The organism is Modestobacter muralis (assembly GCF_010682105.1).
Lineage (GTDB): Bacteria > Actinomycetota > Actinomycetes > Mycobacteriales > Geodermatophilaceae > Modestobacter > Modestobacter muralis.
In genome coordinates this window covers 475,498-501,008 of sequence record NZ_JAAGWH010000013.1, presented here as the reverse complement: position 1 = coordinate 501,008, position 25,511 = coordinate 475,498, and the positions used below count along the sequence as shown (strand labels likewise).

20 protein-coding genes and 2 tRNA genes are annotated in these 25,511 nt (G+C 73.4%); 9 read left to right on the top strand and 13 right to left on the bottom strand.

The annotated features are described in order from the left end of the window. Positions 1-62 precede the first annotated feature (62 nt). From GCU67_RS06495 to pknB, 7 genes are all read left to right on the top strand, one after another. Positions 63-845: an FhaA domain-containing protein gene (locus tag GCU67_RS06495; protein WP_163610220.1), complete on the top strand. Its 783-nt coding sequence runs from the start codon at positions 63-65 to the stop codon at positions 843-845. 37 nt (positions 846-882) lie between these two features. Beyond that, positions 883-1,344 carry an FHA domain-containing protein FhaB/FipA gene (locus GCU67_RS06490; protein ID WP_163610219.1) on the top strand — a complete coding sequence of 154 codons (462 nt, stop codon included), beginning with the start codon at positions 883-885 and terminating at the stop codon, positions 1,342-1,344. A gap of 73 nt (positions 1,345-1,417) precedes the next feature. Further along, positions 1,418-2,878: a PP2C family protein-serine/threonine phosphatase gene (locus GCU67_RS06485; protein WP_163610218.1), complete on the top strand. Its 1,461-nt coding sequence runs from the start codon at positions 1,418-1,420 to the stop codon at positions 2,876-2,878. Beyond that, on the top strand, positions 2,878-4,302 hold the full coding sequence (locus GCU67_RS06480) for an FtsW/RodA/SpoVE family cell cycle protein (RefSeq protein WP_338104816.1): 1,425 nt from the start codon (positions 2,878-2,880) through the stop codon (positions 4,300-4,302). Before GCU67_RS06485 ends, GCU67_RS06480 begins: the two co-directional genes overlap by 1 nt. After that, the gene (locus tag GCU67_RS06475) at positions 4,299-5,762 is read left to right on the top strand and encodes a penicillin-binding transpeptidase domain-containing protein (protein WP_163610217.1); all 1,464 of its coding nucleotides are present in this window, start codon (positions 4,299-4,301) and stop codon (positions 5,760-5,762) included. Before GCU67_RS06480 ends, GCU67_RS06475 begins: the two co-directional genes overlap by 4 nt. Then, positions 5,762-7,537: a serine/threonine-protein kinase gene (locus GCU67_RS06470; protein WP_163610216.1), complete on the top strand. Its 1,776-nt coding sequence runs from the start codon at positions 5,762-5,764 to the stop codon at positions 7,535-7,537. The genes GCU67_RS06475 and GCU67_RS06470 overlap by 1 nt, the downstream gene beginning before the upstream one ends. Before the next feature lie 153 nt (positions 7,538-7,690). Next, positions 7,691-9,484, top strand: coding sequence for a Stk1 family PASTA domain-containing Ser/Thr kinase (pknB, locus tag GCU67_RS06465; RefSeq protein WP_163610215.1), 1,794 nt, complete (start codon positions 7,691-7,693; stop codon positions 9,482-9,484). A gap of 65 nt (positions 9,485-9,549) precedes the next feature. Here the strand turns inward: pknB and GCU67_RS06460 are convergent, their stop codons facing one another. Together GCU67_RS06460 and GCU67_RS06455 are read right to left on the bottom strand one after the other, a co-directional pair. Beyond that, positions 9,550-10,242: an aminodeoxychorismate/anthranilate synthase component II gene (locus GCU67_RS06460; RefSeq protein WP_338104815.1), complete on the bottom strand. Its 693-nt coding sequence runs from the start codon at positions 10,240-10,242 to the stop codon at positions 9,550-9,552. Positions 10,243-10,354: 112 nt separating this feature from the next. Continuing rightward, positions 10,355-11,101, bottom strand: coding sequence for a DUF881 domain-containing protein (locus GCU67_RS06455; protein WP_163610214.1), 747 nt, complete (start codon positions 11,099-11,101; stop codon positions 10,355-10,357). 142 nt (positions 11,102-11,243) lie between these two features. On the opposite strand from GCU67_RS06455, the gene crgA reads away from it, so the two are divergent. Next, complete coding sequence (crgA, locus tag GCU67_RS06450) at positions 11,244-11,516, top strand: cell division protein CrgA (RefSeq protein WP_163610213.1); 273 nt, start codon at positions 11,244-11,246, stop codon at positions 11,514-11,516. Positions 11,517-12,196: 680 nt separating this feature from the next. Beyond that, positions 12,197-12,598: a PH domain-containing protein gene (locus GCU67_RS06445; protein ID WP_163610212.1), complete on the top strand. Its 402-nt coding sequence runs from the start codon at positions 12,197-12,199 to the stop codon at positions 12,596-12,598. A 25-nt stretch (positions 12,599-12,623) separates the two neighbouring features. Here the strand turns inward: GCU67_RS06445 and GCU67_RS06440 are convergent, their stop codons facing one another. The 11 genes from GCU67_RS06440 to GCU67_RS06390 all read right to left on the bottom strand — a co-directional run bounded on the left by GCU67_RS06440 (position 12,624) and on the right by GCU67_RS06390 (position 25,496). After that, positions 12,624-13,367, bottom strand: coding sequence for a rhomboid family intramembrane serine protease (locus GCU67_RS06440; RefSeq protein WP_163610211.1), 744 nt, complete (start codon positions 13,365-13,367; stop codon positions 12,624-12,626). 137 nt (positions 13,368-13,504) lie between these two features. Further along, entirely contained in the window at positions 13,505-14,041 is a 537-nt protein-coding gene (locus tag GCU67_RS06435) for a peptidylprolyl isomerase (protein ID WP_163610210.1), read from the bottom strand. Positions 14,042-14,325: 284 nt separating this feature from the next. Next, positions 14,326-14,398 (bottom strand) — tRNA-Ala (locus GCU67_RS06430). Positions 14,399-14,440: 42 nt separating this feature from the next. Beyond that, positions 14,441-14,584, bottom strand: a complete 144-nt coding sequence (locus tag GCU67_RS06425) for a DLW-39 family protein (protein WP_163609825.1) — start codon at positions 14,582-14,584, stop codon at positions 14,441-14,443. A gap of 116 nt (positions 14,585-14,700) precedes the next feature. After that, positions 14,701-14,774 (bottom strand) — tRNA-Ile (locus GCU67_RS06420). A gap of 96 nt (positions 14,775-14,870) precedes the next feature. Beyond that, on the bottom strand, positions 14,871-15,761 hold the full coding sequence (locus tag GCU67_RS06415; RefSeq protein WP_163610209.1) for a DUF3566 domain-containing protein: 891 nt from the start codon (positions 15,759-15,761) through the stop codon (positions 14,871-14,873). A gap of 153 nt (positions 15,762-15,914) precedes the next feature. After that, a complete protein-coding gene (gene gyrA, locus GCU67_RS06410) occupies positions 15,915-18,383 on the bottom strand; it encodes a DNA gyrase subunit A (protein ID WP_163610208.1) in 2,469 nt (822 codons plus the stop codon). A 217-nt stretch (positions 18,384-18,600) separates the two neighbouring features. Further along, positions 18,601-20,634, bottom strand: coding sequence for a DNA topoisomerase (ATP-hydrolyzing) subunit B (gyrB, locus tag GCU67_RS06405; protein ID WP_163610207.1), 2,034 nt, complete (start codon positions 20,632-20,634; stop codon positions 18,601-18,603). 384 nt (positions 20,635-21,018) lie between these two features. Next, complete coding sequence (locus GCU67_RS06400) at positions 21,019-22,434, bottom strand: APC family permease (protein ID WP_163610206.1); 1,416 nt, start codon at positions 22,432-22,434, stop codon at positions 21,019-21,021. Between the two features lie 222 nt (positions 22,435-22,656). Then, complete coding sequence (locus GCU67_RS06395) at positions 22,657-24,450, bottom strand: ABC transporter transmembrane domain-containing protein (protein WP_163610205.1); 1,794 nt, start codon at positions 24,448-24,450, stop codon at positions 22,657-22,659. Next, positions 24,447-25,496 carry a hypothetical protein gene (locus GCU67_RS06390; RefSeq protein WP_163610204.1) on the bottom strand — a complete coding sequence of 350 codons (1,050 nt, stop codon included), beginning with the start codon at positions 25,494-25,496 and terminating at the stop codon, positions 24,447-24,449. The genes GCU67_RS06395 and GCU67_RS06390 overlap by 4 nt, the downstream gene beginning before the upstream one ends. Between the last annotated feature and the right edge of the window lie 15 nt (positions 25,497-25,511).

Sequence of the window (25,511 nt, the reverse complement as noted above, 5' to 3'; positions counted from 1 at the left end):
CCCCCGGTTACGATCGACGCTCAGGTGCACCGGGGAGGTCAGCCGAACGCGAGGGAGCGACTGTGGGTGTGCTGCAGCGCTTCGAGCGACGGCTCGAGGGCATGGTCGGGCTGGCGTTCGCCCGCGTCTTCAAGGGCAAGGTCCACCCCGCCGAGATCGCCCACGCCCTGCAGCGCGAGGCCGACGAGCAGCGCTCGGTCCTCGGCGGTGGCCGCGTCCTAGCCCCCAACGTCTTCGTCGTGACCCTGGGCCCCACCGACCACGACAACCTGGCCGAGTGGTCCGAGCAGCTGGCCGCCGAGCTCGCCGACATGGTCCGCGAGCACATCGAGGGCGAGGGCTACCAGACCTTCGGTGACGTCGAGGTCCGCCTCGAGCGCGACGAGGAGCTGCGCACCGGCGTCTTCGAGGTCGCCTCGCACGTCGGCGACGACGGCCACCGCGGCGCCCCGGCCGCCGTGCCGCCCCCGCCGCCCGGCGTGCCCCCGCTCCCCCCGCTGCGCGGCGGAGCCCCGGTCGCGGCCCCGCCACCGGTGGTCCGCCACCCCGCGGCGCAGGTCACCCACCTGCTCGTCGTCGACGGCCCGGGCACCAAGCACGTGCTCGAGCAGGGCAGCAACGTGCTGGGCCGCGGCACCGAGGCCGACATCCGGCTGCCCGACACCGGGGTCAGCCGCAAGCACGCCGACGTCCAGCTCGACGGTGACCAGATCGCCGTCCAGGACCTGGGCTCGACGAACGGCACCCTGGTCAACGGCCGCCGCGTCGGGTTCCAGGAGCTCTTCGACGGCGACGTGATCCGGGTCGGCCACTCGGTGCTGGTCTACCGGCAGGACGGCGCGTGAGAGGCCCGACTGCGGACCGCGGGGCCGGGATGGCATCGTGACCTCCGAGATCGTGCTCCAGGCCTTCCGCTTCGGCTTCCTGCTGTTGCTCTGGCTGTTCGTCTTCGCCGCCTTCCGGGTGGTGCGCGCCGACCTGTTCGGTGGCCGCACCGGCCGGGTGGCGTCGGTGCCGCCCCGTGCGGCACCGGCCCGCAAGCGGGGTTCCCGGGGCCCCCGGCACCTCGTCGTCACCGCCGGCCCGCTCACCGGGACCCGGATCACCCTCGGGGAGCAGGCCATCCTGATCGGCCGCGCGGACGACTCGACCCTCGTGCTCACCGACGACTTCGCCTCCTCCCGGCACGCGCGGCTGACCAACCGCAGCGGGCAGTGGTACGTCGAGGACCTCGGGTCCACCAACGGCACCTACCTCGACCAGCAGCGTGTGCAGGGTCCGCTGCTCGTCTCCCCCGGGCAGCCGATCAAGATCGGGCAGACCGTCCTGGAGCTCCGGACGTGACCGCGCTCGCGAGGTCCCGCAGCAGCACAGCACCCCGGGTCGACGGATCGACGAGCACCAGCGAGGAGGAACGATGACCCTGGTCCTCCGCTACGCGGCCCGTTCCGACCGCGGGCTCATCCGCGGCACCAACCAGGACTCGGTCTACGCCGGTCCCCGGCTGCTCGCCGTCGCCGACGGCATGGGCGGTCACGCGGCCGGTGACGTGGCCAGCAAGGTCGTCATCGCCGCGCTCGAGCACCTCGACGACGACACCCCCTCCGGCGACCTGCTCCAGGCACTGCGTCAGGCGGTCTTCGACGGCAGCGAGCACCTGCGCGAGGTGATCCGCGAGTCCCCGCAGCTGGAGGGCATGGGCACCACGCTCACCGCCGTCCTGTTCGCCGGCGGCCGGCTGGGCCTGTGCCACGTCGGCGACTCCCGCGCCTACCTGATGCGCGACGGCGAGCTCTTCCAGATCACCCACGACGACACCTTCGTGCAGTCGCTGATCGACGAGGGCCGGATCACCGAGGAGGAGGCGAACAGCCACCCGCAGCGCTCGCTGCTGCTGCGCGCCCTCAACGGCCAGGACGTCGAGCCCGACCTGTCGATGCGCGACGCCCGCGCCGGCGACCGCTACCTGCTCTGCTCCGACGGCCTCTCGGGCGTGGTCAGCCACGAGACGATCGCCGGGGCGATGCGCGACCCCGACGCCCAGGCCACCGCCGACCGGCTGATCGAGCTGGCGCTGCGCAGCGGCGGCCCGGACAACATCACCTGCATCGTCGCCGACGTCGTGGAGGACGACGGCCGCGGTGCCCGCATCGACCCGGTCATCGACGGCGCCGCGGGGGACAACGTCGGCCAGCGCGAGGTCGACCCCCGCTCGGCCGCCGGGCGCGCCGCGCTGTCCAAACCGCCGGCCGGCAGCCCCACCGCCGTCCAGGCCACCGTCTCCCCGCCGGTCCGCCGCCGCCGTCCGCTGCGCACGGCCCTGATCGCGCTGACGGCGGTGGTGGTGCTCGGCGCGGCCGCGATCGGCGGCTACCTGTTCGTGATGGGGCACTGGTTCATCGGGGTCGCCGAGACCGCGGACGGCGACCGGGTCGGTGTCTTCCGCGGGCTGGACACCTCCGTCGTCGGGGTGGACCTCTACCGGCTCGAGACGGCGACCACCCTGGCCACCGGCGACCTCACCCAGGCCGCCCGCAACCGGGTCGCCGGCGGGATCGACGCGGCCGACCGGGCCGACGCCGACCGCATCCTGTCCAACCTGCAGGGCCAGCAGCTGCCCTCCTGCCCCGCGGCCAGCACGACCCCGACCTCCACCGCGGCCGCCCCGAGCCCGGTCCCGAGCCCCGCACCCAGCAGCACCCCGCCGACCGAGGGCCTCCCCGGCGCCCCGTCGGCCACCGCCCTCCCCACCACGTCCGGCGGCGCGCCCACCAGCAGCGACCCGGCCCCCTCCTCCTCCGTGACCACCAGCTCGGCTCCGGTCACGGGACAGTCCCGCTCCGGTGAGCCGGGGGTGGACTGCCGGGAGTCCGACTAGTGGCCGGGCTGGCGAGTGCCTCCGGCACCGACCCGAACGCCGCCCCGGTGGGCACCGGTCCCACCCCGAAGCGGCGCAACACCGAACTGCTGCTGCTCGGCTTCGCCGTGCTGCTCACGATCGCCGCGCAGTGCATCGTCGACCTGACGCTGACCGATGCGCTCCGCCCGGAGCTGGCCACCTTCGGCATCTGGTTCAGCGCGCTGTGGCTGGTCGCCCACCTCGTGGTGCGCCGCTTCGCCCCCTACGCCGACCCGCTGCTGCTGCCCTGCATCGCGATGCTCTCCGGCCTGGGCCTGGTGATGATCCACCGGCTCGACATCGCCGGGAACACGCTGGGCCGCAACAACTCCGGTGAGGACGCCCCCGTCCAGCTGCTGTGGGCCACCGTCGGGCTGGTGCTCTTCATCGCGGTGCTGGTGGTCGTCCGCGACCACCGGGTGCTGGCCCGCTTCGCCTACACGCTGGCACTGGTCGGCCTGGTGCTGCTAGCCATCCCCGCGGTGCTGCCCAACTCCGAGATCAACGGCGCCAAGCTGTGGATCCGGGTGGCCGGGTTCTCCATCCAGCCCGGCGAGTTCGCCAAGATCTGCCTGATCGTCTTCTTCGCCGCCTACCTGGTCGACAAGCGCGACGTGCTGGCGCTGGCCAGCCGGCGGGTGGCCGGGCTGGAGCTGCCCCGTGGCCGCGACCTCGGCCCGGTGCTGCTGGCCTGGGTGGCCTCGATCCTGGTGCTGGTCTTCGAGCGCGACCTGGGGAGCTCGCTGCTGCTCTTCGGCATCTTCGTGGTGATGCTCTACGTCGCCACCGAGCGGGCCAGCTGGCTGGTCATCGGCCTGCTGCTGTTCTCCGGCGGTGCCTACGTGGCCTACCAGGCGTTCTCCCACGTCCGCGTGCGCGTCGACACCTGGCTGGACCCGTTCGGCTACGCCGACACCGGCGGCTACCAGATCGTCCAGTCGCTGTTCAGCCTCGGCACCGGCGGCCTCTTCGGCGCGGGCCTCGGCGGTGGGCGCCCGGACCAGGTGCCGGTGGCCAAGAGCGACTTCATCGCCGCGGCGATCGGTGAGGAGCTGGGCCTGTTCGGCCTGGTCGCGCTGATCGTCCTCTACCTGGTGCTGGTCGAGCGCGGGCTGCGCACCTCGCTGGTCTGCCGGGACGGCTTCGGCAAGCTGCTGGCCGCCGGGCTGGCCTTCGCCGTCGCCTGGCAGGTGTTCGTCGTCCTGGGCGGGGTCACCGGGCTGCTCCCGCTGACCGGCCTGACCACGCCGTTCGTCGCCTACGGCGGCTCCTCGCTGGTCGCGAACTTCGGGCTGGTCGCGCTGCTGGTCCGGATCAGCGACGCCGCCCGCCGCCCGGCCGCCCCGCCGGCCGCCCCGGTCGCGAAACTGACCGACGCACCCACGGAGGTGGTCCGGCCGTGAACGCACCCCTGCGCAAGGTGGCCGTCGCCGTCCTGGTGCTGTTCACCCTGCTGATCGTCAACGTCAACGTCATCCAGGTCGTGCGGGCCGACGGCCTGCGGGAGAACCCACAGAACACCCGCAGGCTCTCCGACCAGTACAACCGCGAGCGCGGGGCCATCGTGGTCGCCGGCAACGAGATCGCCTCCTCGGTGCCCAGCGCCCCCGACGACCCGCTGCGCTACACCCGCACCTACGCCCAGGGTCCGCTGTACGCCCCGGTCACCGGCTACCAGTCGATCCTGGCCACCGCCGACGGGCTGGAGGAGGCGGAGGACGCGGTGCTCAACGGCGACGACGACCGCCTCTTCGGACGCCAGCTGGCCGACCTGTTCACCGGCCGCGACCCCTCCGGCGGCAACGTCGAGCTGACCCTGGAGCCCGCCGTCCAGGAGGCCGCGATGGCCGGACTGGACGGCGTCACCGGCGCGGTGGTGGCGCTCGACCCGTCGACCGGCGCGGTCCTGGCCCTGGCCAGCACCCCGACCTACGACCCGAACCGGCTGTCGGTGCACGACCCGGACGCCGTGCGCGCGTACGACTCGGAGATCACCCCCGACGAGGGCTCCGACGCCGTCGACCCGCGGGTCAACCAGGCCACCGACGAGCGCAACCACCCGGGTTCGATCTTCAAGGTGATCGTCTCGGCCGCGGCGCTGGCCAGCGGCGACTACACCCCGGACAGCGTCATCGCCGCGCCCCGGGACTACGTCCTGCCGGGCACCAACCAGCCGCTGCGCAACTTCGGCAACGAGGCCTGCGACCCCTCGGGGCAGCAGCGGCTCATCGACGCGCTGACCATCTCCTGCAACACCGCCTTCGCGCAGCTGGGCATCGACCTCGGCGCGGACCGGGTGCGGGAGATGGCGGAGGCGTTCGGCATCGACGACCAGAAGTTCGACCTGCCCCTGCGGGTGGCCGGCAGCACCCTCGGCGAGATCGGCGACGACGCCGCCCTCGGGCAGAGCTCGATCGGCCAGTCGAGCGTGTCGCTCACGACCGTGCAGGCGGCGATGATCGCCTCGGCCGTGGCCAACGACGGCAGCCTCATGAAGCCCTTCCTGGTCGACTCGATCCAGGCGCCGGACCTGTCGGTCATCGACCAGACCGACCCGGAGGAGATGTCCCGCCCGGTGTCGGCGGAGGTCGCCGAGCAGCTGACCACGATGATGCGCAGCGTCGTCGACAACGGCACCGGCCGGCGGGCCCGGATCGACGGCGTGCAGGTGGCCGGCAAGACCGGGACGGCGGAGACCGGGACCGACGCGCCGGACCACAACTGGTTCATCGGCTTCGCGCCGGCGGACGACCCGACGATCGCGGTCGCGGTCTTCGTCAAGAACGGTGGCGGCACCGGCGGCGACACCTCGGCGCCGATCGCGCGCGCCGTCATGGAAGCCCACCTCGGGCAGGGGAACTGATGGCCGTCCGCGTGGGCACCGTGCTGGCCGGCCGGTACCAGATCACCGAGCCGATCGCGACGGGCGGCATGGGCGAGGTGTGGCAGGCCCGCGACCGCACACTTGGTCGGGTCATCGCCGTCAAGGTGCTCAAGAGCGAGTACACCGGTGACTCCAGCTTCCTCATCCGGTTCCGCAACGAGGCCCGGCACACCGCGGCGCTGTCGCACCCGAACATCGCCTCGGTCTACGACTACGGCGAGACGACCGAGGACGGCCAGCGGCTGGCCTACCTGATCATGGAGTTCGTCGAGGGCAAGCCGCTGGTGCAGATCCTGGCCGAGCGCGGCCGGCTGACCGCCGAGCAGACGCTGGACGTGCTGGGCCAGGCCGGCGACGGCCTGTCCGCTGCGCACGCGGCCGGGATGGTGCACCGCGACATCAAGCCGGGCAACCTGCTGGTGCGCCCCGACGGCGTGGTGAAGCTGACCGACTTCGGCATCGCCTACGCCCGCGACGCCGCCCCACTGACCCGTACCGGCATGGTCGTGGGCACCGCCCAGTACCTGTCCCCCGAGCAGGCGCAGGGGCACGTGGTCACCGCCGCCTCCGACGTCTACTCCCTCGGCGTGCTGGGCTACGAGTGCGTGGCGGGCGTGCGCCCCTTCGACGGCGAGTCGCAGGTGGCCATCGCGCTGGCCCAGATCAACCGGCCGCCGCCCCCGCTGCCCGCAGACGTGCCCATGGCGGTGCGCCAGCTCATCGACCGGGCCCTGTCCAAGGACGCCGCCGCCCGCTTCCCCGACGGCGGTGCGTTCGCCGCGGCCGTCCGCGAGGTCGCCGCCGGTCGCGCGGTGCCCCCGCCCACCGGCGTCACCCAGGTGATCGCGGCCGACGGGGCAGCGACCACGGTGATCCCGGTGGCCGAGGCCGCGACGGGCGTCATCCACTCCACGGCCCCGCGCACCATGCCGCCGCTGCACGGTCCCCCGACCGGCGGCGGGGCCACCCCGGTCCGGGACTGGGACGGCGCGGACGGCGGGGACGACGACCCCGCCGGCCGCCGCCGCACCCGCCTGCTGTGGGCCGCGGCAGCCGCCGTGCTGCTCGCGCTGGCGGTCGCCGGCTTCATCGTCCTGCAGTCCGGCGGGGACGAGCGGGACGCCGACGGCGCCCCGGCCCTCACCGGCGCGACGCCGTCCGGGTCGAGCTCGGCACCGGCCAGCCCCACGGGCACCGACCTGGTCACCATCGACCCGGACTCCTACATCGGCGAGAGCCTGGACGACGTGACCGACCTGCTCGAGGCCGAGGACCTGATGGTCGACGCCCGGGAGGCGGACGCCGACCAGCTCGCGGCCGCCGGGGTCGACCTGGCCGAGGACGACGTCGCCGCGGTCAGCCCCGACACCACCCAGGTCGACCGCGGCTCCACCGTCACGCTCTACTACGCGACCGAGGACTACACGGCGCCGTCCGAGGAGACCAGCCCGGCACCGACGGACGGTGGCGGGCAGCAGTCGACCAGCGCGCCCACCTCGGCCGGAGGTGGGGCTCCCGGCGGCGGCGCCCCGGCGCCCGGCACCAGCGCCGCGCCGACCAGCCGCACGCCCGTCGTGCCTGCCCCGACCGGCGGCAGCAGTGCCCCCGCCTCCAGCGCCCCGGCGACGACGGCGACGACGGCACCCCCGGCCACGACCTCCACCAGCGCACCAGCCACGACCGGGGCTCCGACCACGACGACCGAGTCGACGGCCGTGCAGGGTGATGCCGTGGCCCCGCAGCCAGCCCCGTGAGCCACCCATGACACATGCGTTGCGCGCCGTCCGCGTCCTCCCGGTGACGGTCCGACCAGCGATTAGGCTCGCCGACGGCCCGCCGCTCCGCGGTCGGGTGGTCCCGGCGTCGCGACCACCGCTCCGCACTCCCCGAGAGGACCCCCGATCCCGATGACCACCCCCCAGGTGCTCGGCGAGCGCTACGAGATCGGTGGGGTGCTCGGCCGGGGTGGCATGGCCGAGGTGCACCGCGGTCGTGACCTGCGCCTGGGCCGCGAGGTCGCGGTGAAGGTGCTGCGCCAGGACCTCGCCCGCGACCCGTCGTCCCAGGTGCGCTTCCGCCGCGAGGCCCAGGCCGCGGCGTCGCTGAACCACCCGGCCATCGTGGCCGTCTACGACACCGGCGAGGACCGCACCGCCACCGGCGCCACCCCCTACATCGTGATGGAGTACGTCGAGGGCGAGACGCTGCGCGACCTGCTGCGCACCGAGGGCCGGCTCCCGCCCGAGCGCGCCATGTCGCTCACCGCCGACATCTGCGCGGCGCTGGACTTCAGCCACCGGAACGGCATCGTGCACCGCGACGTCAAGCCCGGGAACGTCATGATCACGCCGCAGGGCACGGTCAAGGTGATGGACTTCGGCATCGCCCGCGCGGTCTCCGACTCCGCCGCGACGATGACCTCGACGGCCGCGGTGATAGGGACCGCCCAGTACCTCTCCCCCGAGCAGGCCCGTGGCGAGGGCGTCGACGCCCGCTCCGACGTCTACTCCGCCGGCTGCCTGCTCTACGAGCTCGCCACAGGCACCCCGCCGTTCACCGGCGACTCCCCCGTGGCGGTCGCCTACCAGCACGTGCGCGAGGACCCGCGGACGCCGTCGTCGATCAACCCGGAGATCCCGCCGGCCCTCGACGCGATCCTGCTCAAGGCGATGAGCAAGAACCCGGCCAACCGCTACCAGTCGGCCGCCGACATGCGCGCCGACCTGCTGCGCGCCATCGCCGGCCAGCGGGTCGAGGCCACGCCGGTGATGAGCGACGCCGACCGCACCACGATCATCGGCGCCACCTCCGCCGGCCGGTACGACGACCAGTGGGACGAGCAGGACGACGGCCGCCGCAAGCGGCGCACCCTCATCGCCGCGGTGATCGGCGGCCTGCTGCTGCTCGGGCTGGTCATCGCCGGGATCGTGGTGCTCAACAGCGGCGGCGACCGCGAGCCCACCACCCCGGCCGTCGTCCAGGTGGCGGTGCCGAACGTGGTCGGGCAGACGGAGGAGGCGGCCACGACGGCGCTGACGTCGGCCGGTCTGACGGTCGGCGAGGTCACCGAGGAGGCCAGCCCGACGGTCGTCGAGGGCCAGGTCGTGCGCACCGACCCGGCATCGGGCACCCAGCTGGCCGAGCGGTCACCGGTCGCCCTCGTGGTGAGCGCCGGCCCCGACAGCCTGGCCGTGCCGGACCTGGCCGGCCGGGAGACCGCCGACGCCCGGGACCGGCTGGAGGCCGCCGGGTTCACCGGCAGCATCAGCACCGACCAGGTCGACAGCCTCCAGCCGGAGGGCACCGTCGTGGAGAGCGACCCGCCCGCCGGCACCCAGGCCGACCCGGACGCCGACATCACGCTGAAGGTCTCCACCGGCACGATCGACCTGCCCGACGTCCGCGGGCTCACCGCCGCCGCCGCCCGGGAACGGCTGATCAGCGCCGGCATCGACAACGGCCTCATCACCGAGTTCAACCGGGAGGACGACACCGTCGCAGCCGGGAGCGTCATCGACACCGACCCGGGGCCGCGCTCCCCGGTCTCGGCCGAGGACCCGGTCGAGCTGCAGATCGCCGTCCCGGTCCCGGTCGAGGAGCCGGCGCCGAGCAGCACCCCGGCGAGCACCAGCCCCGCGGCACCCACCACCACCCCGCCGGCGAGCTCGGCACCGGCGACCAGCGCCCCGCCGGGCGGCTGATCCGCGACAGGTGACACAGCGGGCCCCTCTCCCGACCGGGAGAGGGGCCCGCTGTCGTCGTCGGCTCAGACGGTCGCGGTGCTGAGCCTCCGCGTCGCGGCCGAGGCCGCCTCGACGAGGGCCGGGTCCGGGGCGAGTCCGCACCCGACCAGCCAGTTCGCCAGCAGCTGGTGGCCGCCCTCGGTGAGCACCGACTCGGGGTGGAACTGCACGCCCTCGATGGGCAGCTCACGGTGCCGCAGCGCCATGACGATCCCCGACGGGGTGTGCCCGGTGACCTCGAGCTCGTCGGGGACGGTGTCGGCCTCGACGGCCAGCGAGTGGTAGCGGGTCGCGGTGAACGGCGAGGGGAGCCCGGCGAGCACGCCGACGCCGTCGTGCAGGACCTGGCTGGTCTTGCCGTGCAGCAGCTCCGGGGCACGGCCCACGACGCCACCGAAGGCCTCGGCGATGGCCTGGTGGCCCAGGCACACGCCCAGCACCGGCAGGCCCGCCTCGGCGGCCGCCCGCACCATCGGCACGGTCACCCCGGCGTCCACGGGGGTGCCGGGGCCGGGGGAGAGCAGCACCCCGGCGACGTCGAGGTCCTCGAGCTCGGCGACGGTCACCGCGTCGTTGCGCCGGACGAGGCTGGGCACGCCCAGCTGGCCCAGGTACTGGACGAGGTTGTAGACGAAGCTGTCGAAGTTGTCGACGACCAGCACCGGACGGACCGGTGCGGGCTCCGTGCCGGCTGCAGGGGCGTCAGGGAGGCTCACGGCTGGTTCAGGGCTCCAGGGGGACGACGACGGCGGGACCGGCGGGCGCCAGGGTGCGCGCTGCCGGGTCCAGGTGTACACGCCCGGCCCGCGGACGTCACCCGCCCCCGGCTCAGTCGGTGCGGGCGTACTGCATGTCCAGGGTGCCGTCGTAGGGCGCCAGCGTCACGCCGCGCTCCTCCTGGACGTCGTAGGTGAGCCCGTAGCGGTCGGCGGCGTCGCGGAGGATCCGGACCTGCTCCGAGGCGTCGAGCTGGTCACGCATCTGCCCGGCACTGCCCACCGCGGTCACCACGAAGGGCGGTGAGTAGGTGCGGCCCTGCAGCAGCAACGTGTTGCCGACGCAGATGACCGCGCTGGTGGCGGTCAGCCGCCGGCCCATGATCGACACCCCGTCGGCGCCGGCGGCCCACAGTGCGTTCACCACGCCCTGGACGTCGGACTGGTGGATGACGACGTCGTCGGGCCGGGCGCCGGTGGGCAGCGCGCCGTTGGGGCCGAGCTGGGCGTCGTCCAGGGTGACCGTGAGCCCTGGCCCGGCGAGGGCGGTGAGGCCGGCGGAGGGCAGCCCAGCTCGGCCCAGCGCCTGCGCCTCGGCGACGGCGCCGTTGCGTCCGGCGGCCTGGTCGGTGAGCGCCTGCACGTCGGCCTGCAGGCCGGCCAGCGTCGCCTGCTGGTCGGCGACCGAGGCCTCGCGCTGGGCGATGAGGTCGGTCAGCTGCGAGCTCTGGCCGGCGCGCAGGTCGGTGCCCTGCGCCGTGGTGCCGGAGGTGGCGAAGATGAGGCCGGCCACGAGGGCGACGACGGGCACCAGCGCCGTCCACGGGTCGACCCGCAGCGAGCCGACCGACCGGCGCACGTCGACCTCCCCTGCTGGCTCCGCGGGGCGCCGGATCGGGTGACCCGGTCCGCATGGTGGAGCCGCTCTCCTGGCCCCGCAGCTTAGGCTGGGTGCAGTTCACGCCGGGGCGACAGGCCACGGCCCGGGAGGGAGTCCGCAGGTGCCGAAGTCGAAGGTGCGCAAGAAGTCGGTGTACACGCCGCCGGAGGGGGTCCTCCCCTCCACGGCCGCCCGGGCGCGCGCAGTCCAACCGAGCCCCCGCTGGTACGCCGTCCTGATGGTCGCGCTGATGCTCGTCGGTCTGCTGTGGATCGTCGTCTACTACGTGGCCGGCGCCCGTATCGGCCTCATGAGCTCCCTGGGTGCGTGGAACTTCGGCATCGGCTTCGGCCTCATGGTCGCCGGTCTCGTGATGTCGATGCGCTGGCGCTGACCGCGCCCTGCCCCACGGCTCCGACAGGCCCCCGTCCCCTCCGGACGGGGGCCTTCGTCGTCCTCGGCGCACGTCCTGGGTCGTGTCCCGCGCCCCTCGTGCGGCGGTCCCGTCGGGCCCTGATGTGGGGACGACGATCGTGACCGTCCGGAGCGCTGCGATCACCAGGCGACAGAGTCGACAAAGTGGTCAACGTGCAGGTCAGGCGCTCGTCGGCGGTCCGCGCGGACACCGTCTGTGCACAGCCGCGACGTCTGTCCACAGGCCGCCGCGTGGTCCGTCCACGGGCCTGTCCACGGCGTGTGGAGTCTCCAGGGCCGTCCACACGGGCTTGACCTGCGCGGATGTCCCTGGTGTGACCACTGGGACGGGAAGCACAGCGAGGTGACTACACGCGTGGAAGTCCGTCCCCAGCTGTGTACACAACTGTGGGAAACGGCGGCGTGCTCGTGGCTGGCGGCGCTCTACTACCCGTCCCCGGCGATCGCAAACCAACAGCGTGACGGCTTGTTCGTCGGCGTGTCCGGGCTCCTTGTCGACAACTCGGGCAGTGAGCGGACGACCGTGGTCGGTGAGGAGCGGGCTCCCGGCAGCAGCGTGGTCTGTGGACGGACGGGCCTCCCGGACCCGTCCACGCCCGGGGGACGCAGCCGGGCGCGCGAAGGTGAGAAGCTGGCCGGGTGCAGTGGTCGCCCCGGGTCGGCGAGACGGTCGCCGTCGCGGCCGCCGGGCTCGCCCTGGCGCTGACCGCCCTGCTGGCCGACCCGGTCGGCCGGGTGCTGGTCGGGGGCGCCGCGCTGCTGCTGCTCGGGCTGGCGGGGCGCGACGCGCTGGTCCGGCCGCGGCTGCGGGCCGACGCCGTCGGCGTCACCGCCCGGGCGCTGACCGGCAGCACGGCGATCGCCTGGCCGGCGCTGCGGGCGCGGGTGCGCAGCCAGCGGCGGTGGGGCGTGCGGTCGACCACGCTGGAGCTGGAGGACCGCACGGACGACGCCGTCCTGGTCGTGCTGGGGCGCCGTGAGCTGGGGGCCGACCCCGGCGTGGTCGCCGGTGCGCTGCACGCCGCCGGGGCCGGCTCTTGACCGCTGGTCCCTGCGGCGGGAGGGGCTAGCGCAGCCCGCCGAACACCAGGACCAGCAGGACGACGACCAGCAGGGCCGTCCCGCCGACCACGACCGGGCGGTTGCGCCGGCCGAGCACCATCACCGCGGCCACGAGCGCGCCGGCCACGAGTCCGCCGAGATGGCCCTGCCAGGAGATGCCGGGCAGGAAGCTGACCACCAGGTTGATGGCCAGCAGGGTGAGCAGGCCCCGCAGGTCCTCCCGCCGGGACAGCAGCAGCACGCCCAGACCGCCCAGCAGGCCGTAGATGGCCGCCGAGGCGCCCACCACCCCCTGGTAGGGCGGGGCGAAGAGCTGGATGGCCGCGGCGCCGCCGAGGGCGGACACCAGGTACAGGGTGAGGTACCGGCCGCGGCCGAGCTGGCGCTCGAGCTCGGAGCCGAACACCAGCAGCGCGAGCATGTTGAACACCAGGTGGACCAGGCTCACGTGCGTGAAGGCGCTGGTGACCACCCGCCACCACTCGCCCTGGTCGATGACGACAGGGGCGGTCGCGAAGGCGTTCTGCAGCGGGGAGGCGAAGCTCCGGAGCGGGTTGACCCCCTGGGTCGCCGCGGAGACGGCGGTGGCCAGCGCCACCAGCACGTTGACCCCGATCAGGGTGAGCGTGACCGGGCCGAAGCGCCGTCCGGCCACGCGGAGGCCGGTGGTGCGCCGGGGCTGCCGTATGCCGGCGTTGCCCGCCCGCACGTCGTCCGGGCACTGGAAGCCGACCGACGCCGGGTTCATGCACTCGGGGCAGATCGGCCGCCCGCAGCGCACGCAGGAGACGCCGGTGGGCCGGTCGGGGTGCCGGTAGCAGGTCGGGGCGGGGGGCGCCGGCTGCGGGTCTCCCGCGCCGGCGCCCCCGTTGCCCTCAGCTGTGCTCAGCTGCGCTGCACCTCGACGGACTCGATGACGACCTCGTCCACCGGCTTGTCGCCGCGGGAGGTGGGCGTCGTGGCGATGGCGTCGACGACCTTCTTGCTGGCCTCGTCGACGACCTCACCGAAGATCGTGTGCTTGTTGTTCAGGTGCGGGGTGTTGGTGACGGTGATGAAGAACTGCGACCCGTTGGTGCCCGGACCGGCGTTGGCCATGGCCAGCAGGTAGGGCCGGTTGAAGGCCAGGTCGGGGTGGAACTCGTCGCCGAAGCGGTAGCCCGGGCCGCCGGTGCCCTGACCGAGCGGGTCGCCACCCTGGATCATGAACCCGTCGATGACGCGGTGGAAGACGGTGCCGTCGTACAGCTTGGCGGTGGTCTTCTCGCGGGTGCGCGGGTCGGTCCACTCGCGGGTGCCCTCCGCCAGCTCGGCGAAGTTGGCGACCGTCTTGGGCGCGTGGTCGGGGAACAGGTCGACGACGATGTCGCCACGGTTGGTGTGCAGGACGGCGCGCCGTGCTGCGGGAGTCTGCTCAGTCACGCGACCACTCTCCCACTCCTCGCCACCGTCCCGCTGGGTGCCCGCTCGTGCAGCCACCCACGGGGCGGGACCGCGCACGCACGGTCGGGGCACCGCAGCCGCGTCCGGAGGGCCCTCCCGACCGCGACGGACCGGCGACCGCGGAGCCGGACCGTGCTCGCCTCCGGAGGGCAACGGCCTGGTGCAGCGTGCACGGAGGTCGCCGTCCGACTGCGCGGGCCACTACCGGCGCGCGCCCGCCGCGCGACGGGCGTCACGGCGCGGGGCCTGGTGGGGCCGGGGAGTGGAGACGAGGGGAATCGAACCCCTAACCCCCGCCTTGCAAAGGCGGTGCTCTGCCAATTGAGCTACGTCCCCGGGCGGCGCGGCGGGCGCACCGGGTGGTTCAGTGCCGGTGGATCAGGACGAGCGGGGGGTGCTGACCGCGTCCGGGCCGCTGGTGGCCTGGGCCCAGAGGTCGGCCTCGCCCTTGGCGGCCGTGCGCTTGCGTACTGCCACGACGGTACCGGCAGCGAGTGCTGCCACCACCAGCTTCTTCAGCACGCGTGACCTCCTCGGACTGTGGTCGTCACCGCGGTGCTGGTGACCGCTCGGGGGGACCTCGGGCGGGGTGGACCGGACCAGCAGGTCCGGGTCTCTCTCCGCCGTCGGTGCACGGGTGGGCGTGGGAGGACTTGAACCTCCGACCTCATCCTTATCAGGGATGCGCTCTAACCGCCTGAGCTACACGCCCGTGAACCGATGAACAGCTTACCTGGCCCCCTGGAGCCCCCGGACGGGGGGCTCCAGGGCCCTCGGCCCCCTCGGTGAGGGGCGAGGGGGTCCGTCGTCAGTCGCGCTCGGCGAGGGTGAGCTCGAGGCCGCCCACCAGGTCGGAGCACACGTTGTAGACGAACGTCCCGACGGTGCACAGCGCGGTCAGCAGCAGGATGTTCACCGCGCCGATCACGGCGGCGCCGGTGAACACCAGGCCGGCGGTGATCGTGAAGGACTCGGTGGCCGCACCACCGCTGGAGGTGCTGACCTGGCCGATGAGGTCGTTGACGCTGTCGAAGACGCCGAGCCCGCTCAGCACCCCGTAGAGGACACCGACGGCGACCATCCACACGAAGAACAGCGCGATGGACACGACCAGCGAGATCTTCAGCGCCGACCAGGTGTCGATGTGCCGCAGCTGCAGCCGGGCCCGGCGCGGGCCGCGTCGGCCCTTGGTGGCCTGGCGGGTCCCGTCACCGGCGGTCCGGGGGCCGGCCGCGGCCCGCGGCGCCTCCACCGGACGCGCGGTGTCAGCCGGGCGGACCGGCTCGGCGGGGCGGGTCGGCTCGGCCGGACGGACGCCGGCCGGGGGCAGGGTGACCGACTGCGTGGCGTCGACCGGAGCAGCGCTGCGGGCGGCCGACCGCACGCCGGCGGAGATCCGGTTGCCCTGCCCGGTCACGGGCGGGACCGCCGGGGGCACCGGCGGCGTGGCGGCGGCGGCCGCGCGGGCGTCGTCCGCCGGCGTGGGCTGCCCGGCGAGCGGACGGGCCGTCGCGGCGGTGGACCCGCCCGCCACCGGGGACGCCGGGGTCTCCGCCGCGGCGCCGTCCGGTCCGCCGGAGGTGGCGGGTGCCTGCTCGGGCACGTCGCTGACCTGGGAGGCGCCGGCCGGCTCCGCGTCGGCCGTTCCCGACCCCTCACGGGAGTCGGTACGCACCGAACTACGCGCCCGGTCGCTCATCCCAGTCTCCTGTCCGCCTGCGGCCCTCGCCGCGTTGCTTCACCGACCGGCGCCGTCCGGGAGGGGACGGCGACGCGGTCGGTGCGGTGGTCGTCGCGCAGGGCGGGGCCAGGACGTCGTCGTCCCGGGACCCGACCTGGCATCCGCCCCACCCTAGGCTTCGGGCTCGTCGTTGTCCGTCGTACGCGCGATCGCCACGATGGAGACGTCCTCCGGCAAGTTCATGAGCTTGACGCCCATGGTGGCCCGGTCGCGGGTGTGCCGCACGCCGTTGACCGGCGTCCGGATCACGCCGCCGCCGGAGGTGATGGCGTAGAGCTCGTCGCCGAGCACCACGGCCAGCGCGCCGACGAGCGCGCCCTTGCGGGCCTTGGGGTCGGCGGTCAGCACGCCCTTGCCGCCGCGGTTCTGCTCCGGGTAGTGCTCGATGCCGGTGCGCTTGGCGTAGCCGCCCTCGGTGGCGACCAGGACGTCGACGCCCTCCTGGACGACGATCATCGACAGCAGCGTGTCGTCGTCGGCCAGCGAGATGCCGCGCACGCCCTCGGTGGCCCGGCCCATCGGCCGCAACTGCTCGTCGGTGGCCTTGAAGCAGATCGACATCGCCTTGCGGGTCACCAGGAGGAGGTTCTCCTCCTGGCTGATCAGCGCCGCGCCCACCAGCTCGTCGTTCTCGCGCAGGTTGATGGCGATGACGCCACCGGTGCGCGGGGAGTCGAAGTCGGCCAGCCGGGTCTTCTTCACCTGACCGCGGGCGGTGGCCAGCACCAGGTACGGGGCGACCGAGTAGTCCTTGATCTGGATGACCTGGGCGATCTTCTCGTCCGGCTGGAACGCCAGGATGTTGGCCACGTGCGCGCCGCGGGCGGTGCGCGCCGCCTCGGGCAGCTCGTAGGCCTTGGCCCGGTAGACCCGGCCCTTGTTGGTGAAGAACAGGATCCAGTCGTGGGTCGACCCCACGAAGAACTGCTGCACCAGGTCGTCCTGCTTGAGCGCGGCGCCCATGACGCCCTTGCCGCCGCGTCGCTGCGAGCGGTACAGGTCGGCCTTGGTGCGCTTGGCGTAGCCGGTGCGGGTGATCGTGATGACCACCTGCTCCTCGGCGATGAGGTCCTCCATCGACACGTCACCGTCGTTGGCCACGAACTGGGTGCGCCGGTCGTCGCCGTACTTCTCGACGAGCTCGGCCAGCTCGTCGCGGATGATCTGCCGCTGCAGCTCCGGGGAGTCCAGGATCGCCTGCAGCTCGGCGATGCGTGCCTCGATCTCGGCCAGCTCGTCGAGGATCCGCTGCCGCTCCAGGGCGGCCAGCCGGCGCAGCTGCAGGTCCAGGATCGAGACGGCCTGGATCTCGTCGACGTCCAGCAGCTCCATCAGGCCGGTGCGGGCGGCCTCGGCCGACTCGCTGGCCCGGATGAGGGCGATGACGGCGTCGAGCTGGTCGAGGGCCTTGGCGTAACCGCGCAGGATGTGCGCGCGCTCCTCGGCCTTGCGCAGCCGGTAGCGGGTGCGCCGGACGATGACCTCGACCTGGTGCATGACCCACATGCGCACCAGCTCGTCCAGCCGCAGCGTGCGGGGCACGCCGTCGACGATGGAGAGCATGTTGCAGCCGAAGGTGGTCTGCAGCTGGGTGTGCTTGTAGAGGTTGTTCAGCACGACCTTCGCGACGGCGTCGCGGCGCAGCGTGATGACCAGCCGGCGGCCGACGCGGTCGGAGGACTCGTCGGCGATCTCGCTGATGCCCTGCAGGCGGCCGTCGCGGACGCCGTCGGCGATCGCCTCGGCCAGGTTGTCCGGGTTGACCTGGTAGGGCAGCTCGGTGACGACCAGCTGCACCCGGCCCCGGGAGTCCTCCTCGACGGTGACGACGGCGCGCATGCGCACCGAGCCGCGACCGGTGCGGTAGGCGTCCTCGATGCCCTCGCGGCCGACGATCAGCCCGTGGGTCGGGAAGTCCGGGCCCTTGATGTGGGTCATGCAGGCGGTGAGGGCCTCCTCGGCCTCCGCCTCGGGGTGGTCGAGCATCCAGAAGACGGCGGCCGCGACCTCCCGCAGGTTGTGCGGGGGCATGTTGGTCGCCATACCGACGGCGATGCCGGCCGATCCGTTGACCAGCAGGTTCGGGAACCGGCCGGGCAGGACGAGCGGCTCGGACTTGGTGCCGTCGTAGTTGGGCTGGAAGTCGACGGTCTCCTCGTCGATGTCCCGCAGCATCTCCATGGCCAGCGGCGTCAGCCGGGCCTCGGTGTACCGCATGGCGGCGGCCGGGTCGTTGCCCGGGGAGCCGAAGTTGCCCTGGCCGTCGATCAGCGGGTACCGCAGCGCCCAGGGCTGGGCCAGCCGCACGAGGGCGTCGTAGATCGCCGAGTCACCGTGCGGGTGGTAGTTGCCCATGACCTCACCGACGACGCGGGCGCACTTGACGGTGGCCCGGTCGGGGCGGAAGCCCTGGTCGTACATGGCGTAGAGCACGCGGCGGTGCACGGGCTTGAGGCCGTCGCGCACCTCGGGCAGCGCACGGCCCACGATCACCGACATCGCGTAGTCGATGTAGCTGCGCTGCATCTCCTGCTGGAGGTCGACCGGTTCGACGCGGTCGCGGCTGGGGGTCTCGGTCACGTCTGGTTCTCCACAAGTCGATGCACAGCGGTGGACAAATGCCCAGGTCAACCAGCGAGTCAGAAGTCATCGCCGGGGCGGTCGCCACGCCGGGCAGCTGGTCACTGCCCCGGCGTGGCGTCCAAGACGGTCACCCGTCTGGTCGTTCCGGCCCCCTCCGGGGCCGTTCGGCCCCCTCGCAGGGTCCCGCCACGAGGTACGAGTGGCGGGGGGGTCCTCACACGTCCAGGAAGCGGACGTCCTTGGCGTTGCGGGTGATGAAGCTGCGACGGGCCTCGACGTCCTCGCCCATCAGGACGCTGAAGATCTCGTCGGCGGCCGCGGCGTCGTCCAGGGTGACCTGGCGCAAGATGCGGGTGTCGGGGTCCATCGTGGTCTCCCACAGTTCCTTGGCGTCCATCTCGCCCAGGCCCTTGAACCGCTGGATGCCGTCGTCCTTGGGGATCTTGCGACCCGCCTCGGCGCCGGCCTTGAGCAGCGCGTCGCGCTCGCGGTCGGAGTAGGCGTACTCCAGCCCGACCTTGCCGCCCCACTTGATCTTGTACAGCGGCGGTGCGGCCAGGTAGACGTGGCCGGCCTCGACCAGCGGGCGCATGAACCGGAACAGCAGGGTCAGCAGCAGCGTGGTGATGTGCTGGCCGTCGACGTCGGCGTCCGCCATCAGGATGATCTTGTGATAGCGGAGCTTGGTCAGGTCGAACTCGTCGTGGATGCCGGTGCCGAACGCGGTGATCATCGACTGGACCTCGGTGTTCTTCAGCACCCGGTCGATGCGCGCCTTCTCGACGTTGATGATCTTGCCGCGGATGGGCAGGATCGCCTGGTACATCGAGTCGCGGCCGGACTTGGCCGAGCCGCCGGCCGAGTCGCCCTCGACGATGTAGACCTCGGAGTTGCGCGGGTCGGTGGACCGGCAGTCCGAGAGCTTGCCCGGCAGGCCGCTGACGCTCAGCAGGCTCTTGCGGGCCAGCTTGCGGGCGTCCTGCGCCGCGCGGCGGGCGCGGGCGGCGGAGGCGGCCTTGGTGATGATGAACTTGGCCTCGGCCGGGTTGGACTCGAACCAGTGCCCGATCTGGTCGTTGCAGACCTTCTGCACGAAGCCCTTGACCTCGGTGTTGCCGAGCTTGGTCTTCGTCTGGCCCTCGAACTGCGGGTCGCCGAGCTTCACCGAGACGATGGCGGCCAGGCCCTCGCGGATGTCGTCGCCGGTCAGGGCGTCGTCCTTGGCCTTGAGGATGCCCTTGTCCTTGGCGTACCGGTTGACGATCGAGGTGAGCGCCGCCCGGAAGCCCTCCTCGTGCGTGCCGCCCTCGTGGGTGTTGATGATGTTGGCGAAGGTGTGCACCGACTCGGAGTAGGCGTCCGACCACTGCATCGCGACCTCGACCGACATCGCGGTGTCGTTCTTGCCGACGCCCTCGGCGGAGAAGCCGATGACCGACTTGTGGATCGGGGACTTGCGGCGGTTGAGGTAGGCGACGTAGTCGACCAGGCCCTGGTCGTAGCGCCAGGTGACCTCGGTGGGCTCGAAGGCCTCCTCGACGGTCTCGACCGGGGCGGCGTGCTCGGCCAGCGACTCCTCGCCGATGCCGGACTCGACCTTGCTGTGCCCGGGGCGCTCGTCGCGCAGGACGATGGTCAGGCCCTTGTTCAGGAAGGCCATCTCCTGCAGGCGACGGGCGATCGTGTCATAGGAGAACGTGGTCGTCTCGAAGATCGACCCGTCGGCCCAGAAGGTGATCGCCGTCCCGCGCTTGTCGGTCGGTCCGACCTCCTCGAGCTTGCCGGGCTTGGCCAGCTCGTAGCGCTGGTGCCACTCGGACCCCTTGGTCCAGATGGTCACGTCGAGCTCGGTGGACAGCGCGTTGACCACGGTGACGCCGACGCCGTGCAGACCACCGGAGACGCCGTAGCTCTTGCCGTCGAACTTGCCGCCGGCGTGCAGGATCGTCAGCACGACCTCGACGGTGGGGCGCTTCTCGACCGGGTGCATGTCGACCGGGATGCCACGGCCGTTGTCCTCGACCCGGACGCCGCCGTCGGCCAGCAGGGTGACCCGGACGGTGTCGCACCAGCCGGCGAGGTGCTCGTCGACGGCGTTGTCCACGACCTCCCACACCATGTGGTGCAGGCCGCGCTCGCCGGTCGAGCCGATGTACATGCCGGGGCGCTTGCGGACCGCCTCCAGCCCTTCCAGGACGGTGATGGAGCTGCCGGAGTAGGCGGTCTCGTTCTGGGGCGCTGCGACCACGTGGGGCCCTTCTCTTGCGCAGCCGCTCGGCCGGGGGCGACCACGTCGACGCCTGCGTCGACCGGCGCAGGGCGGCTCTGAGAGGGCTGCTGGCGGTGTGTCCCCTCCAGCGTACCGGGTGCCGACCGCCAGGAGCTGTCGTCCACGCCCTGACGTGGCGCGAGAGGCCCTGGCGGCCCGGTCACCACAACCGGGTGTCGACCCCCGGGGGGACACGCCGTCCTGCGGCGGCTGGCCCGCCCCCCGCCGGACCGCCCTGAGACGGAGCGCGAGGGTCGAGCCCTTCGTGGGGGCCCGCCACGAGGGACGAGTGGGGGCGAGGGTCAGGCCCCTCGTAGGGGCCCGCCACGAGGGACGAGTGGTGGGGGGCGAGGGGGTCCTTCCTCAGTTGACCGGGCCCTCGCCGGTGAGCTGGGCGGGGTCCAGCCGCCCGGCGGGTCGGCCGGTGCGCCGGTTGACCAGCACCGTCACGGCCCAGAGCAGGACGCCGATGACCAGCAGGACGCCGGCGATGCGGTACTGCTCGGTCGGCCGTCCGGCCCAGGGCGTGGCGAGGAACGCGCAGGCCAGCGCCCCCACCACGGGCAGCACGGTGGGCGTGTGGAAGTGGTCGGCGTCCACGTGGTCCTTGCGCAGGACCAGCACCGCGATGTTGACGACGGTGAAGACGACCAGCAGCAGCAGCGCCGTCGTCCCGCCCAGCGCCGGCACGGCGCCGACGAAGGTGATCAGGCCGAAGGCGAGCGCGGTGGTGAACAGGATCGCCGTGGTGGGCGTACGGCGGGCGTGGTGCACCCGGCCCAACAGCGGCGGCAGCACGCCCTGGACGCTCATGCCGTAGACCAGCCGGCTGGCCATGAGCATGTTGATCAGCGCGGAGTTGGCGACGGCGAACATGGTGATGACGCCGAAGACGCCGATCGGGAAGCCCGGGGCACCGGCCTGGACGACCTGCAGCAGCGGGGTGTCGCCCTCGCTGAGCCGCTCGGCCGGCACCAGCGCGATCGCCGAGATCGACACGAGCACGTAGATGACGCCCGTGGCCAGCAGGCCGATCAACAGCACCTTGGGGAAGATCTTCCGCGGCTCCTTGCACTCCTCGGCCATGTTGACCGAGTCCTCGAAGCCGACCATCGCGAAGAACGCCAGTCCGGTGGCGGCGATGACCCCGACGACGAGCGAGCGCTCGCCGGTGTCGAACTCGGTCACCCGGCTGAAGTCGCCGTTGCCGCCGCCCAGCGCCCACACGCCGACGCCGATGACGATCAGCAGGCCGGTGAGCTCGACACAGGTGAGCAGCACGTTGGCCTTGACGCTCTCGCCGACGCCGCGGTGGTTGATCAGCGCGACGAGGGTCATGAAGCCCAGGCCGATGAGCGTGATCCCGATGCCCTCGTCGAAGCCGAGCCCGAACACGTCCGCGGCGTTGGCGCTGAACGCCCGGGCCGCGGTCGAGGCCGAGGTGATGCCCGAGCTCATCACCGCGAAGGCGACCAGGAAGGTGATGAAGTGGACGCCGAACGCCTTGTGCGTGTACAGCGCGGCGCCGGCGGCCTGCGGGTACTTGGTGACCAGCTCCAGGTAGCTGAAGGCGGTGACGAGCGCGACCAGGAAGGCGACCAGGAACGGCAGCCACACCACCCCGCCGACCTGGGCGGCGACCTGGCCGGTGAGCGCGTAGATCCCGGTGCCCAGGATGTCGCCGATGATGAACAGCAGGAGCAGCCCCGGGCCCATCACCCGCTTCAGGCTCGGCTGGCCGTTCGCGGACTCCTGCTCGCTGCGCACGCTCTCGGCCATCGCGGTGCCTCCCTGTGTGGTGACAGGGATCGTGCTGTGCGCGCGGCCGTCTGTCGACCGGTGAGCGCGCGGTGTTCCACGTGGAACGGCGCCGCAACGCGACCGGAACGCCCACCCCCTCCAGCCACGGGGGACGCCCTGCGCAGATCACCGCTGTGGCCCCCTCTCAGGGGCCCGCCGCGAGGGACGAGTGGTGGGGGGAGAGGGGGTCCTTCGACTTCTTCAGACGAGCAGCTGGGCGGTAGCGAGCTCCCGGTAGAGCGGGCTGGTGTCGACCAGCTCGTGGTGGGTGCCGGAGGCGACCACCCGGCCGGCGTCCAGGACGACGATCCGGTCGCTGTCGAGCACGGTCGACAGCCGGTGGGCGACCACCAGCAGCGCCCGGTCCGCGGCTGCGGCCGCCAGGGTGTCCCGCAGCAGGCCCTCGTTGCGGGCGTCGAGGCTGGCGGTGGGCTCGTCGAGCAGCAACAGCGCCGGCCGGGACAGCAGGGACCGGGCGATGGCCAGCCGCTGGCGCTCCCCGCCGGAGAGCAGCACGCCGTCGTCCCCCACCGGCACGTCGAGCCCGAGCGGTGACCGCTCGACGACACCGGTGAGCCCGACGTCGGCCAGCGCCGCCCACAGCTGCTCGTCGGTCGCGTCGGGGGTGGCCAGTTGCAGGTTCTGCCGCACGGTGCCGGCGAGCACCGGCGCCTCCTGCTCGACGTAGCCCATCCGGGCGCGCAGCGCGGCCCGCGGCAGCTCACGGGTGTCGGTGCCGGCCCACCGGACGGCGCCGGCCGACAGCGGGTAGAAGCCCTCGACCAGCGCGAGCACCGTCGACTTCCCCGCACCCGACGGGCCCACCAGCGCCACCCGGCTCCCCGCGGGGACGGCAAAGGACACGCCACTGAGCACCGGGGTGCCGTCGGGGTAGCCGAAGCCGACGCCGTCGAGCTCGAGCAGCGGCACCGGGTCGGCGGCCGACGGCACGCGCAGCACCACGGGCGAGCGGCCCGGGCGCTCGGGCACGTCGTCGTGCTCGGGGTCGAGGGCGAGCACCTCCTGCACGCGGGCCAGGGCACCGAGCCCGGTCTGCAGCTGGGTGTAGCTGCTGATCACCTCGCCCAGCGGCCTGATCAGCAGGAACAGGTAGAGGATGAAGGCGACCAGGTCGGCCACGGCGATCGAGCCGGTGGCCACCCGGTACCCACCCAGCCCCAGGACGGCGAGGAACGCGCCCTGCACGGCGATGCCGGCGGCCGGCGAGACGAGCGCCTGCAGCCGGGCGACCTGCACCCCGGCGCCGTAGGCCCGCTCCGCGCTGGTGCCGACGGCGGCCACCTCCCGCTCGGTGGCCCCGCTGGCGCGGATGGTGCGCACCGCCGACAGCGCGCGCTCCACCGCCGAGCTCATCTCCCCGACCTGCTCCTGCGCCTGCCGGGACAGCTCACGGACCCGCCGGGAGGCGAGCACCGCCACCGTCACCCCCACGCTCACCGCGAGCACGGTGACCAGCAGCAGCCAGACGTCGACCACGGCCATCGCGATCAGCGCACCGACCCCGACGACCACCGACCCGGCCAGCTCCACCACGCCGCTGGTGACCGTGGCCCGCAGCAGGGTGGTGTCCGAGCCGACCCTCGACATCAGGTCACCGGTGCGCCGCCGGTCGTACTCGGCGACGGGCAGCCGGAGCAGCCGGTCGGTCAGCAGCCGCCGGGTGCTCAGGACGACGCCCTCGGCGGTCCGCTGCAGCAGGAACTGCTGGCCGGCGCCCAGCACCGAGGCCAGCACCAGGACGACGACCAGGGCCAGGACCCCGGGCAGCACCGCCTCGCCAGAGCCGACCGCCCGGATGACCCGGGCGACCAGCGCGGGCTGGGCCAGCGCGGCGGCGGCGGAGACCAGCGACAGCACGGCCGCCGCGGCCAGCGCGCGGCGGTGCGGGCGCAGCAGCGGCAGCAGCTCGCGCAGCCCCGCGGTCGGCGGCTCCTCCCCCGCTGCCGTCGGCCGTGCGGTCTCCCCGGTCGTCACCCGGCGGCGGCCAGGGCGCCGGCGATGGCGGCGAGCAGGCGGGCGTGGTGCTCGATGAGCTGCGGCCGGTTCGGGTCCGGGCGGACGGCGGCCACGAACCCGGCGGCCGACCACAGCTCGTCGCCGTCGTCGGTGCCCAGCAGCGACTGGCGGACTAGCGGGTCGGCGACCAGCCGGCGCACCTGCGGTGAGTCCTCCACGGCCATGAGCAGCCAGCGGCGGTCGAACTCCGGGTCCGGGCTGGGGATCTGCAGCATCCCGGCGGTGCCGTGCCGCCACAGCCGGGCCGGGGAGAGCCTGAAGGTGGGCACCGCGCCCAGCACCGGGGCCGCGGTGACCGCGTGGGTGCTGACCCACGAGCGCCCGACCGGGGAGGCGATGTCGAAGGCGACCAGGTCCAGGCCGTCGCCGCGGCCGCGCAGCACCCGGCTGGGCCGGTCCTCGCGTCCGGGGCGCACCGGTGAGCTCTGCAGCAGCGGCACCAGTTCGGCGTCCTGCGGGCTGGTGCCGTCGGAGGGGACCCAGCCCCACTGCCGGGCCCACTGCAGGGTGCCGAAGGGGTCGGTCGGGTCCAGCGCCGGTCCCTGGTCGGGCTGCTGGAGCTCGTCGTCGGGGCGGTCGTCGTCGGCCGGCCCCTTCGGTACGTCGTCGGCACGCGACCGGCCACCGAACAGGCCGCCGAGGCCGCGGCGCGGGCGGCCGGCGTCCGGGTCGTCCTTCGTCACCGGCTCGTCCGCCGGCCAAGGCGCCGGGGCCGGGGCCGGGGCCGGGGCGGACTGGAGACCGGGGCGGTCGGGCTCGACCGCCGGCAGGTCCCACCCGGCGGGCTGCCAGCCGGCGCCGTCGGCGGCGGTGCTGCCGGTGGACCCGGTCCCGCCGGGCGGGACCGGGCCGGTCGCGTCACGCGGTGCGGGGTCACTGGAGGTCGGCTCTCCGGGAACCGGCTCGCCGGGGGCGGGGTCACCGCCCAGGTGGGACGGCTCCTGCCAGCCGGCCGGACGGCCGTCCTCGAAGCCGTCGCCGTCACCGTCGCGCGGGCTGCTCATCGCCGGGTGCTCCTC

What these genes read in the sequence shown, in the direction of transcription:
- pknB (WP_163610215.1), top strand. Translation starts at nt 7,691, where the DNA reads ATGACCACCCCCCAGGTGCTCGGCGAGCGCTACGAGATCGGTGGGGTG.
- GCU67_RS06470 (WP_163610216.1), top strand. Translation starts at nt 5,762, where the DNA reads ATGGCCGTCCGCGTGGGCACCGTGCTGGCCGGCCGGTACCAGATCACC.
- GCU67_RS06485 (WP_163610218.1), top strand. Translation starts at nt 1,418, where the DNA reads ATGACCCTGGTCCTCCGCTACGCGGCCCGTTCCGACCGCGGGCTCATC.
- GCU67_RS06415 (WP_163610209.1), bottom strand. Translation starts at nt 15,761, where the DNA reads ATGAGCGACCGGGCGCGTAGTTCGGTGCGTACCGACTCCCGTGAGGGG.
- GCU67_RS06390 (WP_163610204.1), bottom strand. Translation starts at nt 25,496, where the DNA reads ATGAGCAGCCCGCGCGACGGTGACGGCGACGGCTTCGAGGACGGCCGT.
- GCU67_RS06440 (WP_163610211.1), bottom strand. Translation starts at nt 13,367, where the DNA reads ATGAACCCGGCGTCGGTCGGCTTCCAGTGCCCGGACGACGTGCGGGCG.
- GCU67_RS06400 (WP_163610206.1), bottom strand. Translation starts at nt 22,434, where the DNA reads ATGGCCGAGAGCGTGCGCAGCGAGCAGGAGTCCGCGAACGGCCAGCCG.